This window comes from Falsiroseomonas sp. (genome assembly GCF_041690465.1).
Taxonomy (GTDB): domain Bacteria; phylum Pseudomonadota; class Alphaproteobacteria; order Acetobacterales; family Acetobacteraceae; genus Falsiroseomonas.
Genome location: NZ_JAWLHG010000006.1, coordinates 161,855 through 179,421, shown reverse-complemented (window position 1 = coordinate 179,421; position 17,567 = coordinate 161,855). Strand labels below are relative to the sequence as shown.

The window sequence follows — 17,567 nt, the reverse complement described above, 5'->3', positions numbered from 1 at the left end:
CCCCGGGGTTCGATGGAACGGGAGAAGTTACGCTTGGCACGCCAGGCGGCGGGCGGGTCGGCCCTGTCCTCGGCGCAGACCTGCGAGCGAGGTAGGCCATGTCGCCTCCAACGTCGGGCGGGCGTGGTCGTCTGGCTCGGCGACTGGCTTCCTTAGGTTCCACCGAGCGCAGCGGCCAGCCATCGCGATAGAGGAGCGTCGCACCCTACGCGTTGCGACGAATCCCGTCGCGTTGCGGGACGCTGACTGCGCAGACAACCGTTCGCCTGCTTGAATGGGCCGGGCAGACGCGTGTTCACCCGCGGTGCGGCCGGGAATGCGAAAGCCTGCCGCCACCTAATCGGCCAACGCCATGCGAGGCCGGCTGGGCAGCCCGGCCATCTCGCGGATCATCTTGCGGCGCACCGCGCTGGCGAACTGGTTGAAGTCCTCCGCGGGGACGACGAAGGCGCCGGGGCCGCCGATCACCGCTTCGCGGTAGTAGTCCTCCAGCGGCACGGGCCCGGCATAGGCGAAAGGCGGGTGATCTTTGGCGATCGCCAGGCCGTTGATGACGATGCGCTCGGCGACGGAGCGGCCGCGTGCCTGCTCCACCGGCGGCCCGCTGTTGTTGCCGCCGTCGCCGGACACATCGATCACCCGCCGCATGGCGCTCCACGGCACCTCCGACAGCAGCCTGCGCGAGAAGTCGATCCCGCCGGAGATGGAGGTGTGGAGGTCTGAGGTGACGGCGGGATCCGGGCGCCGCAGAGGTCCGGCAGTCGGGCGGCGAACGCCTCCGCATCGGCCAGCGAGGCGATGCGGGTCCAGGGGACGACCAGGCGCTGGTAGCCGGCGCCGGCCCACTCGACATAGGCGACACCGATGGCGCCGCCGGCGCCACCGCAGATCGCGGCGACCACCGCCGGATCGGCGATCGCGCTCCTGTAGCCCTCTCGTTGCAGCAGCGCCTGTCTGGGGCGACGCCTTCGACGGGACCGCGGCAGATCCCGGCGGGCGGCAGGACCGCACGGCCGAAGGCGTGGTGCGGGCGGTCTCGGCGGGCGAGGCAGCGGAGATCGAGCGCGCCCGGAGCAAGCCGGATGGCGAAGTCACGGCGCACGACCTGGTCCTGCGTGCGCTGCCATTCGTTCTTGCCGCGGATCCGACCAGTGCGCGACGGGCACTGGCGCTTCTGGAAGAGGCGCTGGGCCTGGACGCCGACGACCCGGCGCCGGTCGCGCTGGCTGGGTGGTGCCGCACGCAGTTGGCGCTCTACCACACCGCGCCCGATCCCATGGCCGAGCGGAGGCGCGCGCTGCGGTTTGCCGAGCACGCGGCGGCGCTGGACCCGCTCGGTGATCCGCTGGTGCTGGCGGCACGCGGCAGCATCGTCGCGGCGGCGCGCCACCGCGAGGACGGCGACGCGCTGCTGGCGCGCGCCCAGGCCATGGCGCCAAGCTTCGCCTGGAGCTGGAAGAGGAGCGCCTGGGTGAGGGCCAACTACGGAGAGCCGGAGGCCGCGCTCGCGCACTTCCAGCGCGCGATCGCCCTGAAGGGGCCGCGAGCGCCGATGGCCAATTGCTTGGCGGGCATCGGCACCGCCCACTTCGCCGCCGGGCGGCACGCGGCAGCATCGTCGCGGCGGCGCACCGCGAGGAAGGCGACGCGCTGCTGGCGCGCGCCCAGGCCATGGCGCCAAGCTTCGCCTGGAGCTGGGAGAGGAGCGCCTGGGTGAGGGCCAACTACGGGGAGCCGGAGGCCGCGCTCGCGCACTTCCGGCGCGCGATCGCCCTGAAGCGGCCGCGAGCGCCGATGGCCAACTGCCTGGCGGGCACCGCCACCGCCCACTTCGCCGCCGGGCGGCACGCGGAAGCCGCGTCCTGGCTGCGCCGAGCGATGGCGGAGAACCCCGGCGCCGTGGGGCTCAACCGGGTGCTCGCCCCTTACTACCTCGCGCTCGGCAAACGGGCGGCCGCCCGCGCGTCGCTCGGCCGGCTCCGTCGCGCCTATCCCGCCATCACGGTCAAAGTCGTGATGTTGCACCTGCCACGCATCCGCGCGGGCCGGGCGATGGGTGACGACGGCCCCATCCCGGACGGCCTCGCCGCACTCGGCTTGCCGCCCGGACCTTCGCCGTATGGCTTCTGAGCGAGATTGCTGCCGTCGCCGCAGAGGACCGCGTTTCCGATCCCCGAGGAGTTCCCGGGGGTAGGTGTGGGACCGGATGGTGGGCGGACCTGGCGCGGCAACGCCATCATCGGATCCTCGGAAGAGGTCGCGCCGCCGTCTTGTAGTCCGCCCAGGGATCGGCCCGTCTCACCCGCGCCGGCGCGGTGACGATAGTGAAGGCGCCGGGGTCGAGCTTCGCATTCACCTCGCGCCAGGACACCGGCATGGACACCGGCGCGCCCGGACGTGCGCGCGGCGGGCAGGCGGCCACCGCCGTCGATCCGCGGTCGTTCCTGAGGCAGTCGAGGAAGATCTTTCCCGTCCGCGCCCGCTTGCTCATGGTCGTCGTGAAGCGGTCGCGGCCGTCCGCCGCCATCACCTCCACCATCGCCCGGCAGAAGTTCTTCACCTCGGGCCACTCCGACCTCGGCTTCAACGGCACGACGACGTGCAGGCCCTTGCCGCCGGTGGCCTTGCAGAAGGCGCCGAGGCCGAGACTCTCGAGCCGCGAGTGCAACTCCTGCGCGGCTTCGACGACGCGCCCGAATGGCAGGCCCTTGTCGGGAACGAGGTCGAATACAAGGCGGTCGGGACGGATCTCGTCGCCCATGCTGGCCCCCCTCCACGGATGGATCTCGAGCACCCCCGCCTGCGCCACCGCGGTCAGCGCCTCCGGGCGATCCACCGCGAGCAGCGGCTTGCTCTCGCCGGCGACCTCCACGAGGCGGATCAGGCTGGAGGTGCCCGGCATGGCGTGACGCTGAAAGAACCGCTGGCCGTGGATGCCGTCGGGGGGCCGGACCAGAGAGAGCAGCCGGCCGCCGATGTAGGTCATAGGCCAAGCGCAGCATCGCGTCGCCCGGCGTGTCGAAGGCTTCGACCAACCTGATGCCCGCCGGCGCCTTCGCCAGCAGCGCGCGCAGGCGATCCTTTCGCTGCGTCAGCGGCAGGTCGCGCAGGTCCTCGCCGCCCATGGCGAGCACGTCGAAGGCGTAGAAGATGAGTGCGCCGGTGGTCTTATGCTCCATTGCTGCCTGCAGGGCGGCGAAGTCCGGGTTGCCCTCCGCGTCCAGCGCGACCGGTCCGCCGTCGATGATGCTGTCCGGCAATTGCGACAGCGCCCCCGCGGTCTCGGGGAAGCGGCTGGTCCAGTCATGGGCGTTCCGTGTCCGCGACTTCCGCTGGTCGACGCTCGACAGTTGGTCGCGCCGCCGCCGCCGCCGCGTCGCGGTCAAGGCCAAGTGGACACGCGGCGAGGCCAATCCGCGCTTCGTCGTCACCTCGCTGAAGCCTGAGGAGGCCGCTGCCCGCAGCCTCTACGAGCGGATCTACTGCGCGCGGGGCGAGATGGGCCAACGCACTGCGTTGGCCCGCATCGAGGAATGCCAGCCCCACGCAACACCGGCCCCCGCCCTCACCGCGCACCCGCACGAGGACGTGGTGATCGGACCGCGCGCTCGCTGCAAGCGTGCGCAATGCCCGCGGCAACCGGGCGCTGCAGGGCAAGCGCTTCCCGCGATGCTGCTCAGGACGGTGGCAGTGGCCGCCAACCCGGGAGACAGCGTAGCACTGCCCCATCGCCGCTTCGCCCGACACCGGAAGGCCTGGCCGACCAGGTCGCGCAACCGGCGCGGCTCGGCTAGCCTGGGGGCGGAGGTACCGCAAATGGACGAGGATTTCCGCAAGGCCGCGCTTGACTACCATCGCCTGCCGCGGCCCGGAAAGCTCAGCATCGAGCCGACCAAGCGCATGGCGACCCAGCGTGACCTGGCGCTCGCCTACAGTCCGGGCGTCGCCGCCGCCTGCGAGGAGATCGCGAAGAACCCGGACGCCGCCTGGGACTACACGGCGCGCGGCAACCTGGTCGCGGTGATCTCCAACGGCACCGCCGTGCTTGGGCTTGGCGCCATCGGCGCGCTGGCCGGCAAGCCGGTGATGGAGGGCAAGGCGGTCCTGTTCAAGAAGTTCGCCGGCATCGATTCCATCGACCTGGAGGTGGAGGAGCGCGACCCCGACCGCTTCATCGAGGCGGTTGCGGCACTGGAGCCGAGCTTCGGCGCGATCAACCTGGAAGACATCAAGGCGCCCGAGTGCTTCGCGATCGAGCGCGCGCTGCGCGCCCGCATGAAGATCCCGGTCTTCCACGACGACCAGCACGGCACCGCCATCATCGTCGCCGCCGCGGTGCGCAACGGCCTGCTGCTGCAGGGCAAGCACATCGAGGATGTGCGGGTGGTGAACACCGGCGGGGGCGCCGCGGCGATCGCCTGCCTCGACCTGCTGGTGGCGATGGGGCTCCGGCGCGAGAACGTCACCATCTGCGACATCGACGGCGTTGTCTGGGCGGGCCGCCCCAACACCGATCCCTTCAAGGCCGCCTACGCGCAGGACACCGCGGCCCGCACGCTTGAGGAGGTGCTGGAAGGTGCCGACGTCTTCCTCGGCCTCTCCGCGCCGCGCGTGTTGAAGCCGGAATGGCTGCACAAGCTGGCGCGCAAGCCGCTGGTGCTGGCGCTGGCCAACCCCGAGCCGGAGATCCTGCCCGAGGCGGTGCGCGCCGCGCGGCCGGACGCAATCGTTGCCACGGGGCGCAGCGACTACCCGAACCAGGTCAACAATGTCCTCTGCTTTCCCTTCATCTTCCGCGGCGCGCTGGATGCCGGCGCGACGACGATCAATGAGGAGATGAAGGTCGCCGCCGCGGACGCCATCGCCGCGCTGGCGCGGATGGAAGCGTCCGAGGTGGTCGCGGCGGCCTATGGCGGCCAGGCGCCGGTGTTCGGCCCGGACTACATCATCCCCAAGCCCTTCGACCCCCGGCTGATCCTGGAGATCGCGCCGGCGGTGGCGAAGGCGGCTGCCGAATCCGGCGTCGCGCGCCGGCCGCTGGAGGATCTGGGCAGGTACCGCCGCGAGCTGGAGCGCTTCGTCTTCCGCTCCGGCAACCTGATGCGCCCGGTCTTCGAGGTGGCGCGGAGCCGGCTCGCGCGCGTGGTGTTCGCCGAGGGCGATGACGAGCGTACCCTCCGCGCGGTGCAGACCGTGCTCGATGACGGCCTGGCGGAGCCGATCCTGATCGGGCGGCGCGAGGCGATAGCCGCACGCGCCGCCGCGATGGGCCTGCGCATGGATTTCTCCCAGTCCGTCCGCGTGCTGGACCCCAATGCGGATGCCGATGTGTTCGACCGGCTGGTGCCGCTCTACCAGCAGAAGGTCGGGCGCCGCGGCGTGCCGCCGGATGCCGCGGCGCGCCGCGTCGGCAACCGCCCGACCGTCGCTGCCGCGCTGCTGCTGGAAACCGGGCTCGCCGATGCCTGCCTCTGCGGCGGCACCGGCGACTGGCTGAGCCACTGGCACCACGCCTATGACGTGATCGGCCGCAACCCGGATGTGAGCCGCGTCTATGCGCTTTCCGCGCTGATCCTGCAGACCGGGCACCTGTTCTTCGTGGACACTCACCTGACGGTGGACCCGACGCCGGAGCAGATCTGCGACATGACGCTGCTCGCCGCCGAGCAGATCCGCGCCTTCGGCATCGTGCCCAAGGCGGCGCTGCTCAGCCATTCCTCCTTCGGTGCCTCTGGTGCGCCGGGCGCGCAGAAGATGCGGGCGGCGCTGAAGCTGCTGCGGGCGAAGCAGCCGGACTTCGAGGTGGATGGCGAGATGCACGCCGATGCCGCGCTGGTGCCCGCGATCCGAGACCGCGCGGTGCCCGACAGCACGCTGACCGATGCGGCAAACCTGCTGGTGATGCCCGACATCGACGCCGCCAACATCGCCTTCAACCTGCTGAAGGCGGCCGCCGAGGGGCTTCAGGTCGGGCCCATCCTGCTCGGCATGGCCAAGCCCATCCATGTGCTGGTGCCGAGCGTGACGGCGCGGGGGATCGTGAACATGACGGCGCTGGCGGCAGCCCAGGCGAATGGGCTGCGGGCGGGGTAGGGGATGTCAGTGAGCCGCTTGCGTGCCCTTCCGCACTTCGCCCGACCCTTGGCCTCCATGCTTGCCGTCGTTGCGCTGGGCGGCTGCGCGACGGGAGACGGGGACATGTTCCATGCGCAGTACGCCCGTTGGAACATGTCTGGACCGCGGGCAGGGATCACCAGATGGTGGTGTGATAATGCTGATCGTGACGTCATCGGTCCTTGTATGACCCGCGCCATTGAGCGGCAGAGCGTCGATGACCTGAACAGGGTCATCCGCGACAACCGGCTTGACTTCAGAGGGCTTCGTTCTCACGCGCGTATGACGTGTGCCGACGCCGGCATCGAAGAGAACGCAGCTGCTCGAACCGTTCCATGCTACCGTCGCTTCGCGGCCCGGATGCGGTGTGCTTTGCAGAGTATGGGACTCCTCCTGCCGCCGCCGCTCAAGTTCGGTCCATGGCGTTCCGGAGTGCAGTGGTATGACGTCAGTGTGCCGCGGGAAGGACCACCTCAAGTCTTGGCTAGCCGCCTCGTGTTCGATCCCCACCCGGAAAATGACAATGACTGTGCTCGGCTCCCCGGAGAGCGCTGAGCATAGACGCCACCCTCACTGCGTGATGGCCCTCAGCCCCTGTCCTGACGGGCGTGCCAAAGGCGAAGGATCGAGACTTCGTCGCCCGTCACTTCATAGGCCAGGATATACGGCCGCACGATCACCAATTCCCGCGTTCCGCGCGCCCGGCCCCGTCTACCGCGGAAGGGGAAGCCGGCAAGACTATCGGCAGCAACGACACGTTCCGTGACGACCTCTTCTGGTGCGGATTCTCCTCCAGAAGATAGGCGAAGATCCGCGCCAGATCGTCATTCGCTGCATCGCGCCAGCGCACGATCCGTTCGCTGTTTGTCACTTCCCGACCGCCTCGGCATTGTGCCGGCGTCGGGCTAATTCGTTTGCTCTTGCCCGCGCCTCCGCGATCATTTCGAGCAGACGCTTGCGGAAGACCAGGTGCGAAATGCCGGGGCCGCCCGCACGGGCTTCGGCGACGGCCGCTTCCAGGGCAAGCCGCTCCTCCTCGTCTCGGTCCAGGGGCTCGGAACGGGCGTCATCGGTCATCCAGCACTCCCGCAGGCGACACTGATCTATAATGGCCCCTCGACCTTCCCGCTGCCAGACCTTCCCCCCGTGCCGCCCCGCGCCCACATTCCGCTCATGAGCAACCTCCCGGAGAAGAAGGGCAACCCCGCCGTCGCGGCCTTCATCCAGAAGGTCGCCTCCATGCCGACTGTGCGGCCCGCCTCCGGCAAGCCCGGCCGGCTGATCTTCGCCATCGATGCCACCGCCTCCCGTCAGCCCACCTGGGACCGCGCCTGCCACCTGCAGGCCGAGATGTTCCTCGCGGTGAAGGAGATCGGCGGGCTTGCCGTCAGCCTGGCCTTTTACCGCGGCTTCCAGGAATTCGCCGCCACCCCCTTCCTGACCAATGCCGATGACCTCGCCCGGCGCATGACCGGCGTGAGCTGCCTCGGCGGCCAGACCCAGATCCTGCGCACCCTGAAGCACGCCTTGGCCGAAACCCAGCGCGACAAGGTCAACGCCGTGATCTTCATCGGCGACGCGCTGGAGGAGGATGTGGACCCGATCTGCCACGTCGCCGGCGAGCTCGGCCTGCGCGGCACGCCGGTGTTCTGCTTCCAGGAGGGGCAGAACCCGATCGCCGGCAACGCCTTCCGCCAGGTCGCGCGCCTCTCGGGCGGCGCCTGGGCGCCGTTCGATGCCGCCAGCGCCGGCACGCTGCGCGACCTGCTGCGCGCCGTCGCGGTCTTCGCCGCCGGCGGCCGGCAGGCGCTGGCGCGGCTCACCTCGGACGGCGCCCGGCGGATCGCCGGCCAGCTCCCGGCGCCGCGGAGGGGCTGAGCCGTGGCCTATCTCCTGGTCGGGGTCCTCGCGCTGCTGGCGCTGCTGGCGCTGGCGAAGCTGTTCGTGGAGGCGAAGCCCGGCCAGGTGAAGCAGGCGGCGGCCTGGGGAGGCGGGCTGCTCGGCGCGGTGCTGCTGGTGGTGCTGCTCGCCTCGGGCCGCGGCGCGCAGGCGCTCTGGGCCGCGGTGCTGTTCGGGCCCGCGGTCTGGCGGATGTTCCAGGGCTGGCGCGCGGCGCGCACCTTCGCCCGCGGCGGGGCGGCCAGCCCGGGTGGCGCCAGCGATGTCGAGACGGCCCATCTGGAAATGGGCCTCGACCACGACACGGGCCGCATGTGGGGCCGCATCAAGCAGGGTCGCTACGCCGGGCGGGAGCTCGCCGATCTCGACCTGCCCGGCCTCCTCGACCTACTGGCGGAGTTGGCAGCGCGCGACCCTGAAAGCATGCCATTGTTGGAGGCCTGGCTCGACCGCGCCCATCCGGACTGGCGGGACGCCGCCGCCTGGCATGATGCCGGCCCGCCGCCCGGCCGCCCCTCCTCCGGCCGGATGACGCGGGAGGAGGCGCTCTCGGTGCTCGGCCTTCCCGAGGGGGCGAGCGAGGCCGAGATCCGCGCCGCCCACCGGCGGTTGATGCGTGCCGCCCATCCCGACCAGGGTGGCTCGGACTGGCTTGCCTCAAGGTTGAACGAGGCTCGCGACACCCTGCTCGGCTGAGCCGCCTTCCGCCGATGGACGCCTCGCGCCGTCCATGGCACTCCTCCGCCGGGACCACCGCCCAAAGGAGATACACCGATCGTGCCAAAGCCGCTCCGGAAGGCCGTGCTGCCCGTCGCCGGTCTCGGGACCCGCTTCCTGCCCGCCACCAAGCAGATGGCGAAGGAAATGCTGCCGGTGGTGGACAAGCCCCTCATCCAGTATGCGGTCGAGGAGGCGCGCGCCGCCGGGATCGAGCAGTTCTGTTTCGTCACCGGCCGCGGCAAGTCCATGCTGGTGGACCAGTTCGACGTGGCCTTCGAGCTGGAGCGCGTGCTGACCGAGCGCAACAAGGCGAAGGAGCTGGAGGCGCTGCGCGAGCAGGCGCTGCCGCCCGGCGCCATCGTCTCCACCCGCCAGCAGGTGCCGCTCGGTCTTGGTCACGCGATCTGGTGCGCGCGCAACTTCATCCAGGACGACCCCTTCGCCATCCTGCTGCCCGATGACCTTATGCTGTGCGACGTCTCCTGCACGCAGCAGATGGCCGAGGCCTATCAGGCGACCGGCGGGAACGTGGTGGCGATCGAGGAGGTGCCGAAGGAGCATGTCTCGCGCTACGGCGTGATCGCGCCGGGGGCGACGCAGGGCAACCTGGTCGAGGTGAAGGGCCTGGTGGAGAAGCCGCCGGTCGAGAAGGCGCCCTCCAACCTCACGGTCATTGGCCGCTACGTGCTGATGCCGGAGGTGATCGGCCACCTTTCGAAGTTCGAGAAGGGCGCGGGCGGCGAGATCCAGCTGACGGACAGCATGGCGAAGCTGATCGGCGCGCAGCCGTTCCACGGCCTGCGCTACCAGGGCCGGCGCTTCGACTGCGGCGACAAGGCGGGCTATCTCGAAGCCCAGGTGGCCTTCGCGCTGTCCCGCGAGGACATGGCACCGGCCATGCAGGCCATCCTCAAGAAATACGCCTGAACGGCGAGCCGGAGCGCGACCGCTGATGACTGTCTTCCATCACAGCTTCGATCCCACGACGCTGCGCGAGTACGACATCCGCGGCATCGTCGGGCGCACGCTGCACCCCGAGGACGCCTTCGCCATCGGGCGCTGCTTCGGCTCCTTCGTCGTGCGCGCCAAGGGCACCAAGGTCGCGGTCGGTTACGATGGCCGCCTCTCCTCGCCCGAACTGGAGGCGCAGCTCGTCGCCGGGCTGCGCGCCTGCGGGCTGGAAGTGCTGCGCATCGGCTGCGGGCCGACGCCGATGCTCTACTTCGCCTCCTACGCGCTGGAGGCGGATGGCGCGGTCATGGTCACCGGCAGCCACAACCCGCCGGACTACAACGGCTTCAAGATGATGCTGTCGAAGAAGCCGTTCTTCGGGAAGCAGATCCAGGAGATCGGCCGGATGGCCGCCGAGGGGGACGTGGTGCCCTCCGCGGTCGGCACCGACCGGCAGGTGGATGTCGCCGACCAGTATGTCGCCCGCATGCTGCAGGACTGGGATGGCGGCGAAGCGTCTGGCAAGGCGGGCGCCCTCAAGGTGGTGTGGGACCCCGGCAATGGGTCCGGCGCGGAGATCGTGAAGAAGCTGGTCGCGAAGCTGCCGGGCACGCACTACGTCATCAACGGCACGATCGACGGCACCTTCCCGGCCCACCACCCGGACCCGACGGTCGCGAAGAACCTCGAGGAAATCATCGCGGAGGTTGCGAAACAGGGTGCCGATCTCGGCATCGCCTTCGATGGCGATGGCGACCGCATCGGCGTGGTGGACGACGAGGGCCATATCCTGTTCGGCGACCAGCTGCTGGTGGTGCTCGCGCGCGACGTGCTGAAGGCGAAGCCGGGCGGCACCATCATCGCCGATGTGAAGGCCAGCCAGGTGCTGTTCGACGAGATCGCCAAGGCCGGCGGCACGCCGCTGATGTGGAAGACCGGCCATTCGCTGATCAAGGCGAAGATGGCCGAGACCGGCAGCCCGCTGGCCGGCGAGATGTCGGGTCACATCTTCTTCGCCGACAAGTGGTACGGCTTCGACGATGCGCCCTACTCGGCGGTGCGCCTGCTCGGCATCGTCGCGCGGATGGGCGGGAAGCTCAGCGCCGTGCGCGCCGCGCTGCCGCAGGTGATCAACACGCCGGAGCTGCGCTTCGATTGCGCCGACACCCGCAAGTTCCAGGTGGTGCAGGAGGTCAAGGACCGCCTCGCCGCCGAGGGCGCAAGGGTGCAGGACGTTGACGGCGTGCGGGTGCTGACCGATGACGGCTGGTGGCTGCTGCGCGCCTCCAACACCCAGGCGGTGCTGGTCGCGCGCGCCGAGGCGGGCAGCGAGTCGGGGCTCGACCGGCTGAAGGCGCAGATCGCCCGCCAGCTGGAGGCCTCGGGCCTGGCCGCGCCGGATTTTTCCGGCGCCAACGCGGGGCATTGAGGGCGGCGGCGTGCCGATCTTCCTCTACGGCACGCTGCTCGATCCCCGGCTCTTCGCCCGCTTCGCCGGTCGCGCGCCCTTGCGCCGCGCCATGCCGGCGCGGCTCCCGGGGTTCCGCCGGGTGCGCCTGCGCGGCACGCCCTATCCCACGCTGATGCGCGGCAAGGGGGAGGTGCAGGGGCTGCTGCTGCCGCGTCTCCCGCCCGAGGCGCTGTCGCGGCTCGCCGCCTATGAGGGCGCGTCCTACGCGCTTCTGCCGGTGCGGGTGGCGACGCCGCGTGGCCCGCGGCGGGCGCGGGCATGGGTTGCGCCGCGCTGGCGTGCCGAATGCCTTGCATCCTGGGCCCCGCACGCGCGAATGTGAGCCACGCGGCGACGCACGCCGCGTTAGACGTGGAGGCTCCTCGCGGTTCGGCGAGGCCAAGGAGTGCTGCATGTCGGACGGATCGCGCAAGGTCCTGGTTGTCGAGGACGAGGCGCTTGTGGCCATGCTGGTCGAGGATGCACTGCTGGATGCCGGCTTCGGCGTGATGGGGCCAGCCGCGACCGTGGAAGAGGCAATGGCGCTGCTGGACCAGGAACGGCCGGATGCCGTGGTGCTCGACCTCAACCTGGCGGGTGAGACCTCCACCCCGGTTGCCGATGAGCTCGCCTCGCGCGGCATCCCCTATGTGATCGCGACCGGCTACGGCGCCTCAGGCCTGCCGGCGGGGCACCAGCACGCGATGGTGCTGGCCAAGCCGTACGATCCGCAGGAGCTGACCTCGATGCTGGGGCGCATCTGCCGCCAAGCGGTCTAGCGGCGGCCTCTCCGCGGCGGCACCTCGTCCGGGAGCGATTGGTTCAGACGGCCGCGCTGTGGCGTGCGGCCGCAGCGGCGAGGCGGGCATCGAAGCAGGCAGCGACATGGCGCACGAAGCGGCGCCCCGCTTCGGTCACCAGCAACCGCCCATCTTCCAGCCGCGCCAGCCCATCGCGCAGCAGCGGGGCGAGGCGCGGCACGGCGCTTTCCCACACCAGGGCAGGCACGCGCTGAAGATCGAGCTGCAGGTCGCACATCACGGCCTCGATGATGGCGCGGCGGATGCGATCGTCCTCTGTCAGTTCCAGCCCGCGCGCCACCGGCAGGTGCCCGCCCTCCACGGCGGCGAGCCACGCCCGCTCATCCGGCAGGTTCTGTGCGTAACCCTGCGGCAACGCGCCGATCGCGCTGGCGCCGAGGCCGAGCAGCACCGGCGCGCGATCCGTCGTGTAGCCCTGGAAGTTCCGGCGCAGCACGCCGGCGCGGCTCGCCACCGCCATCGGGTCCTCCGGCCGCGCGAAATGGTCGAGGCCGATTGCCACGTAGCCGGCTTCGAGCAACGCGCGCTCCGCCGCCTCGGCCTGTTCCATGCGGGCGAGCACATCCGGCAGCATGTCCTCGGCAATCGCCTTCTGGTGCGGCTTCATCCAGGGCACATGCGCATAGCCGAACACAGCGACGCGGTCGGCGCCCATCTCGGCCGCGAAACGCGCGCTGGCGGCGACATGCCGCGTATCCTGGCCGGGCAGGCCGTACATCAGGTCGAAATTGATCGCCTGGATGCCCGCGCCGCGCAGCCGGGTCACGGCGCTCTCCACCATCTCCCGCGGCTGGATGCGGCCGATCAGCCTCTGCACGCCTTCATCCATGTCCTGCACGCCGAGGCTGGCGCGGTTGAAGCCGGCCCGGCCGAGCAGGGCGACGGCGTCATCCTCCAGAGTCCGGGGATCGAGCTCCACCGAAAGCTCGGCATCGGCGCGGAAGGCGAAGGCCTCGCGCAGCGCCGCCATCACTTCGCCCAGCCCGCGCGCGCCGATCGCCGAGGGCGTGCCGCCGCCGAGATGCAGTGACACGACCGGCGGGCGCACCGGCAGGGCCGCGGCCAGCAACCCGGTCTCCCGCACCAGCCCGGCGGCGTAGTGGGAGAGCCGCGCCTGGCTGCGGGTGATCGCGGTGTGGCAGCCGCAGTACCAGCACAGCTCCTTGCAGAAGGGGATGTGCAGGTAGAGCGAGAGCGTATCGCCCGGCTGGATCGCGGCCAGCCAGCCACGATAGGTGGCCTCCGCCATCGGCCCGAAATGCGGCGCGGTGGGGTAGGAGGTGTAGCGGGGCAGGTTCTGGCGCGCATAGGCTTCGAGCCGGGCGCGCGGGTCGGGGAGGGCGTCCATGCCGGCAAGATTGCCGCCGCCGGAAGCCTCGGTCCTTGCGCAGGATCAAGTCCGGGGCGCGCTACCCCGCGGCACGTTCGAGTGCCGAGAGCCGGGCGGGCAGGTCGTCCTCCGCGCAGGCCATCACGGCCGCGACGCCGACGCCGACCCGCCGCTTCGCCCGGTCGCCGAGTGCGACGCCGTCGCCGGAATCGAGATCCACCGCCAGACCCCCCGTGCCGGCCGTGCCCTGCAGCACCACGCTGGTCCGCTCATCCTGCGCCAGCGCCAGCCGCCGCCAGCCCTCGCCGCGCAGCCGGAGCCGCAACGCCAGCCCGCCCGGTGGGCCGCGCAGGTCGAGCAGCACGCGCACCGGCGTGCCGGCCGGGACATCGAGCGGCAGGAGCAGCGAGGTGACGCCATCGCGGGTCCAGGCGCCCCACGCCTCCTGCCACCACCAGCCGAGTCCCTCCCGCACCGCCTCGCCCCAGGCGCCGGCGGGCGTCGGCGGCGGCGGGGCGGCGGCGAGCGACAGCCGGATGCCGGCGGGGAAGAGCGGACGCGCCGGGGCGGATGGCTGCGGGCGCGCGAGATGGGCGAGCACCTCCGCCGCCGCCTCCTGCCATGGCCTTGTCGCGGCGGCGCGGTCGATCCGCTCTTCCAGCGCGCCGCGATGGGTGGGGTCGGTGACCAGCCGGGCCAGCGCCTCCACCAGTCCGGGCAGGTCGCCGGTGGGAAAGAAGACTGCGCCCGGTGCGCCGGACTCCAACAGGCCGCTATGCGCCGGCACCACGCAGAGCTTGCCGGCCGCCAGGCTCTCGCTGACCGGCAGGCCCCAGCCCTCGTGGAAGGAGTTGTAGACGGTGAACAGGCAGCGCGCCGTCAGGCCGGCCAGCGCCAGGTCCGAGACGCCGGAGAGCACCGTCACCTTCCGCCGGAGCAGCGGCGAGCGTTCCAGCAGGCCGAGCGCCCCCTCCGCCCGCCAGCCGGGGCGGCCGACGCAGACCAGGCGCGGCACCGCGGCTTCCGGCAGCCGGCGCGCCAGCTCGATCCAGGCCTGGAACACCATCAGGTGGTTCTTGCGGCTTTCCAGCGTGGCGACGAAGAGGACGAAGGGCTCTTCGGCCACATCGAGGTCGAGCGCCTCGGCGGCGGCCAGCGCTTCCGCCTCGGGCGGCGGCGGCGCGGCGGCGAGGGGGACCACCTGCGGCTCCACCTCCAGGCCGAGCGGCGCGGCGAAGCGGCGGATATCGGCGGCGGTGGCGCGCGAATTGGCCAGCAGCAGGTCGGCATGCAGCGACAGCGCGGCGAACCAGCGAGCGTAGAGTCGCGCGGTCAGCTCCAGGCAATGCTCCGGCATCAGCAGCGGCACGCAGTCATGCACGAAGGCCGCGTAGCGCAGCGGCACGCGGCGGCGGAGCATCCGCAGGCCGCGGAAGTAATCCTCGATCCCCCAGGCATTGCCGAGGCTGGCGAGCGTCGCACCGGGCAGCAGGGGTGCCTCCGGGCGTGGATCGGCGGCGCAGAGCGACGCGGTCGCGCGGCGCCAGGCGGGATCGGCAGCCTCGGCGCCGATTCGCGACAAGGCGAGCACGTTGCGGAATGCATCCGCATCCACATGCCACCAGCGCCAGGCGGAAGGATCATAGGCGACCATCAGCACCGGCGCGGGCGGGGCAGGGTGTTCCAGGATGGCGCCGAGCAGGCCCATCTGCACGCGCTGGATGCCGGTCGGCGTGCGCGCATCGCGAAGGTAGTCGAGCAGGTCGGTGACGTCGAAGCCGAGCTGGCTGGGCGCGCCTTCCGGCGGCAGCGGCAGCGCCGGCCGGGCGTCTTCCGGCGGCGGCGCGAGGCGGTGGCGCAGCAGCGCGACCTCCCGCCGCAGCAGCGCCGATGCGGGATCCAGCGAGAGCGCACGCGCCATCGCCTCGGCAGCCTGGCTCCCGCGGCCGAGCAGGCGCAGCGCATGACCTTCCTGCAGGGCGGGATCGGGATCCTGCGGCGCGAGTTCGGCGGCGCGGCGGTAATGCGCAAGGGCGGCCTCGGGGTCGCCGCCTTCCTTCACCGCGTGGCCGAGCTGGACATGGATGGCGGCATGCGCGGGGCGGAGCGCCAGATAGGCGCGGTACTGCGGCTCGGCCGCCGCCCAGTCGCCGCTATCGCGCAACGCGTCGGCGCGGGCCAGGATCGCCTCCGGCGATTCGTCGGGCTGTTCCATCGCTGCGCCGTGCAGTGCGGCCTGCCTCAGGCGGTAACCGATGCGCGTGCGGGCAGACGCGCGCCTTCGGCGGAGAAGACGTGCCAGGCGGCGGGCGGGAGCCCGACGGGCAGCACCTCGCCGATGTCGCCGGCGGCCAAGGCCAGGCGCGCGACCAGCTCCTCGCCGCCCGGCAGGCGGCCATGGATCACCGTTTCGGAGCCGAGCGGCTCGACCAGCTCCACCGTCAGGGGCAGCGCGGCGGTGCCGGCGGGCCGGTGCTCGACATGTTCGGGACGGATGCCGATGGTCAGTGCCGTGCCGTCGGCCCCCGGGCGCGGGCCGTCGGCGAAGGGCAGGGTGACGCCCGCCTTCAGCGCGGCGGCCGTGCCCGACTCCGCGAGCGTGCCCTGAAGAAAATTCATCGCCGGCGAGCCGATGAAGCCGGCGACGTAGGTATCCGCCGGCTCACCCCAGACCTGCATCGGCGAGGCGACCTGCGCCGCCCGGCCATGGTGCATCACGACCAGCCGGTCGCCGAGCGTCATTGCCTCCACCTGGTCATGCGTGACGAACAGGCTGGTGACGCCGAGGCGCTTCTGAAGGCGACGGATCTCCGCGCGCATCTGCACGCGCAGCTTGGCGTCGAGGTTCGAGAGCGGCTCGTCGAACAGGAACAGCTTGGGCTCGCGCACCACCGCACGCCCCATGGCGACGCGCTGCCGCTGGCCGCCGGAAAGCTGGCGCGGCTTGCGGTCGAGCAGGGCGGCGATCTCCAGCATGTCCGCGGCCTCGCCAACACGGCGGCGGATCTCGGCGCTGGGCATGCGGCGGATCTTGAGGCCGTAGGCCATGTTCTCGAACACGGTCATGTGCGGGTAGAGCGCATAGTTCTGGAACACCATGGCGATGTCGCGATCGGCGGGCTCGAGCCTGGTCACGTCGCGGCCATCGATGCGGACGGTGCCGGAGCTGGGCGTCTCCAGCCCCGCCACGATGCGCAGCAGGGTGGACTTGCCGCAGCCCGAGGCGCCGACGACGACGATCATCTCGCCATCCTCGACCTCGAGGTCGATGCCATGCAGGACCTGCGTCGGACCGAACTGCTTGCGGATGCCGGAAAGGCTGAGCGTCGCCATTACTTCTCGGTCTCCGTCAGGCCCTTGACGAACCAACGCTGCATGAAGAGCACCACCGCGACCGGCGGCAGCATCGCCAGCACGGCGGTGGCCATGATGACGTTCCACTCGTTCTGTGCGTCGCCGTTGCCGATCATCTTGGTCATGCCGACGACCACCGTCTCGAGATCCTTGTCGGTGACGATCAGCAGCGGCCAGAGGTACTGGTTCCAGCCATAGATGAAGAGGATGACGAACAGGGCGGCGATGTTCGTCACGCTCAGCGGCAGCACCACGTCCTTGAAGAAGCGCAGCGGGCCGGCGCCGTCGATCTTCGCGGCCTCGACGTACTCGTCGGGGATGGTGAGGAAGAACTGGCGGAACAGCAGCGTCGCGGTGGCGGAGGCGATCAGCGGCACCACAAGCCCGGTCATGCTGTTGATCAGGCCAAGGTTCACCATCACCTCGAAGGTGGGGATGATGCGCACCTCGACCGGCAGCATCAGCGTGATGAAGATCAGCCAGAAGGCGATCATGCGGCCGGGGAAGGAGAAGAACACCACCGCATAGGCCGAGAGCAGCGAGATCGCGATCTTCCCCACCGCGATCAGCACCGCCATGTTGAGGCTGTTCCACAGCATCAGCCAGGCTGGCACGCCGCCGGTGGTGCGCACCTCGTTTCCGCCGGTGACCCAGGCTGCCACGTAGTTCGCTACCGCCTCGCCGCCGAACCACAGCGGCACCTCGCCGCGGCCGATCGTGTTCACGTCGTGGGTGGAGCCGACGATGGTGATCCAGATCGGGAAGGCGAAGATGAAGACGCCGAGCGCGAGAATGGCGTGGGCGAACCAGCGGCTCCTTGCCTGCCGGCGCTCGGTCGCGCGCGCCAGGGCGAGGTCCTGCTCGGTGGTGTCACGCATCAGCATGGGAAGGCGCCACCGCGAGCTGTGCGGGCGGCCCGCGAAAGCGG

At 71.0% G+C, this 17,567-nt stretch carries 17 protein-coding genes and 3 pseudogenes; 10 read left to right on the top strand and 10 right to left on the bottom strand.

Features of this window, described 5'->3' with window-relative positions; all coding sequences use genetic code 11:
* Positions 1 to 336 precede the first annotated feature (336 nt).
* Together ACESM1_RS09270 and ACESM1_RS09265 are read right to left on the bottom strand one after the other, a co-directional pair.
* On the bottom strand, positions 337 to 663 hold the full coding sequence (locus ACESM1_RS09270) for a DUF1194 domain-containing protein (protein ID WP_372619459.1): 327 nt from the start codon (positions 661 to 663) through the stop codon (positions 337 to 339).
* A complete protein-coding gene (locus tag ACESM1_RS09265) occupies positions 636 to 902 on the bottom strand; it encodes a DUF1194 domain-containing protein (RefSeq protein ID WP_372619457.1) in 267 nt (88 codons plus the stop codon). Before ACESM1_RS09265 ends, ACESM1_RS09270 begins: the two co-directional genes overlap by 28 nt.
* 122 nt (positions 903 to 1,024) lie before the next feature.
* On the opposite strand from ACESM1_RS09265, the gene ACESM1_RS09260 reads away from it, so the two are divergent.
* Positions 1,025 to 1,717 carry a hypothetical protein gene (locus ACESM1_RS09260; protein WP_372619455.1) on the top strand — a complete coding sequence of 231 codons (693 nt, stop codon included), beginning with the start codon at positions 1,025 to 1,027 and terminating at the stop codon, positions 1,715 to 1,717.
* Positions 1,714 to 2,130 carry a tetratricopeptide repeat protein gene (locus tag ACESM1_RS09255; protein WP_372619453.1) on the top strand — a complete coding sequence of 139 codons (417 nt, stop codon included), beginning with the start codon at positions 1,714 to 1,716 and terminating at the stop codon, positions 2,128 to 2,130. The genes ACESM1_RS09260 and ACESM1_RS09255 overlap by 4 nt, the downstream gene beginning before the upstream one ends.
* A gap of 106 nt (positions 2,131 to 2,236) precedes the next feature.
* On the opposite strand, the gene ligD is transcribed toward ACESM1_RS09255, so the two are convergent.
* Together ligD and ACESM1_RS09245 are read right to left on the bottom strand one after the other, a co-directional pair.
* Entirely contained in the window at positions 2,237 to 2,986 is a 750-nt protein-coding gene (gene ligD / locus ACESM1_RS09250) for a non-homologous end-joining DNA ligase (protein ID WP_372619451.1), read from the bottom strand.
* Positions 2,987 to 3,068: 82 nt separating this feature from the next.
* Positions 3,069 to 3,350 (bottom strand): annotated as a pseudogene (locus ACESM1_RS09245) (hypothetical protein); the annotation flags it as partial.
* On the opposite strand from ACESM1_RS09245, the pseudogene ACESM1_RS09240 reads away from it, so the two are divergent.
* A pseudogene (locus ACESM1_RS09240) lies at positions 3,244 to 3,498 on the top strand (transposase); the annotation flags it as partial. The pseudogenes ACESM1_RS09245 and ACESM1_RS09240 overlap by 107 nt on opposite strands.
* Positions 3,499 to 3,816: 318 nt before the next feature.
* On the top strand, positions 3,817 to 6,093 hold the full coding sequence (locus ACESM1_RS09235) for an NADP-dependent malic enzyme (protein ID WP_372619513.1): 2,277 nt from the start codon (positions 3,817 to 3,819) through the stop codon (positions 6,091 to 6,093).
* A 608-nt stretch (positions 6,094 to 6,701) separates the two neighbouring features.
* Here ACESM1_RS09235 and ACESM1_RS09230 read toward each other — a convergent pair.
* Both ACESM1_RS09230 and ACESM1_RS09225 read right to left on the bottom strand, forming a co-directional pair.
* Positions 6,702 to 6,854, bottom strand: a pseudogene (locus ACESM1_RS09230) (type II toxin-antitoxin system RelE/ParE family toxin); the annotation flags it as partial.
* A 127-nt stretch (positions 6,855 to 6,981) separates the two neighbouring features.
* Positions 6,982 to 7,191: a hypothetical protein gene (locus ACESM1_RS09225; RefSeq protein ID WP_372619449.1), complete on the bottom strand. Its 210-nt coding sequence runs from the start codon at positions 7,189 to 7,191 to the stop codon at positions 6,982 to 6,984.
* Positions 7,192 to 7,287: 96 nt separating this feature from the next.
* On the opposite strand from ACESM1_RS09225, the gene ACESM1_RS09220 reads away from it, so the two are divergent.
* From ACESM1_RS09220 to ACESM1_RS09195, 6 genes are all read left to right on the top strand, one after another.
* A complete protein-coding gene (locus ACESM1_RS09220; protein WP_372619447.1) occupies positions 7,288 to 7,992 on the top strand; it encodes a VWA domain-containing protein in 705 nt (234 codons plus the stop codon).
* Positions 7,993 to 7,995: 3 nt separating this feature from the next.
* Complete coding sequence (locus ACESM1_RS09215) at positions 7,996 to 8,709, top strand: hypothetical protein (RefSeq protein ID WP_372619445.1); 714 nt, start codon at positions 7,996 to 7,998, stop codon at positions 8,707 to 8,709.
* An 81-nt stretch (positions 8,710 to 8,790) separates the two neighbouring features.
* Positions 8,791 to 9,660 carry a UTP--glucose-1-phosphate uridylyltransferase gene (locus tag ACESM1_RS09210; RefSeq protein ID WP_372619443.1) on the top strand — a complete coding sequence of 290 codons (870 nt, stop codon included), beginning with the start codon at positions 8,791 to 8,793 and terminating at the stop codon, positions 9,658 to 9,660.
* A gap of 25 nt (positions 9,661 to 9,685) precedes the next feature.
* Complete coding sequence (gene pgmG, locus ACESM1_RS09205) at positions 9,686 to 11,113, top strand: phosphoglucomutase/phosphomannomutase PgmG (protein WP_372619441.1); 1,428 nt, start codon at positions 9,686 to 9,688, stop codon at positions 11,111 to 11,113.
* Positions 11,114 to 11,123: 10 nt separating this feature from the next.
* A complete protein-coding gene (locus ACESM1_RS09200) occupies positions 11,124 to 11,477 on the top strand; it encodes a gamma-glutamylcyclotransferase family protein (protein WP_372619439.1) in 354 nt (117 codons plus the stop codon).
* A gap of 70 nt (positions 11,478 to 11,547) precedes the next feature.
* Positions 11,548 to 11,913 carry a response regulator gene (locus ACESM1_RS09195; protein WP_372619437.1) on the top strand — a complete coding sequence of 122 codons (366 nt, stop codon included), beginning with the start codon at positions 11,548 to 11,550 and terminating at the stop codon, positions 11,911 to 11,913.
* Positions 11,914 to 11,956: 43 nt separating this feature from the next.
* Here the strand turns inward: ACESM1_RS09195 and hemN are convergent, their stop codons facing one another.
* From hemN to ugpE, 4 genes are all read right to left on the bottom strand, one after another.
* Entirely contained in the window at positions 11,957 to 13,303 is a 1,347-nt protein-coding gene (gene hemN, locus ACESM1_RS09190) for an oxygen-independent coproporphyrinogen III oxidase (protein WP_372619435.1), read from the bottom strand.
* A 61-nt stretch (positions 13,304 to 13,364) separates the two neighbouring features.
* Entirely contained in the window at positions 13,365 to 15,500 is a 2,136-nt protein-coding gene (locus ACESM1_RS09185) for a glycosyltransferase (RefSeq protein ID WP_372619433.1), read from the bottom strand.
* A 26-nt stretch (positions 15,501 to 15,526) separates the two neighbouring features.
* A complete protein-coding gene (locus ACESM1_RS09180) occupies positions 15,527 to 16,618 on the bottom strand; it encodes an ABC transporter ATP-binding protein (protein ID WP_372619431.1) in 1,092 nt (363 codons plus the stop codon).
* Positions 16,618 to 17,523 carry a sn-glycerol-3-phosphate ABC transporter permease UgpE gene (gene ugpE / locus ACESM1_RS09175; protein WP_372619430.1) on the bottom strand — a complete coding sequence of 302 codons (906 nt, stop codon included), beginning with the start codon at positions 17,521 to 17,523 and terminating at the stop codon, positions 16,618 to 16,620. Before ugpE ends, ACESM1_RS09180 begins: the two co-directional genes overlap by 1 nt.
* Between the last annotated feature and the right edge of the window lie 44 nt (positions 17,524 to 17,567).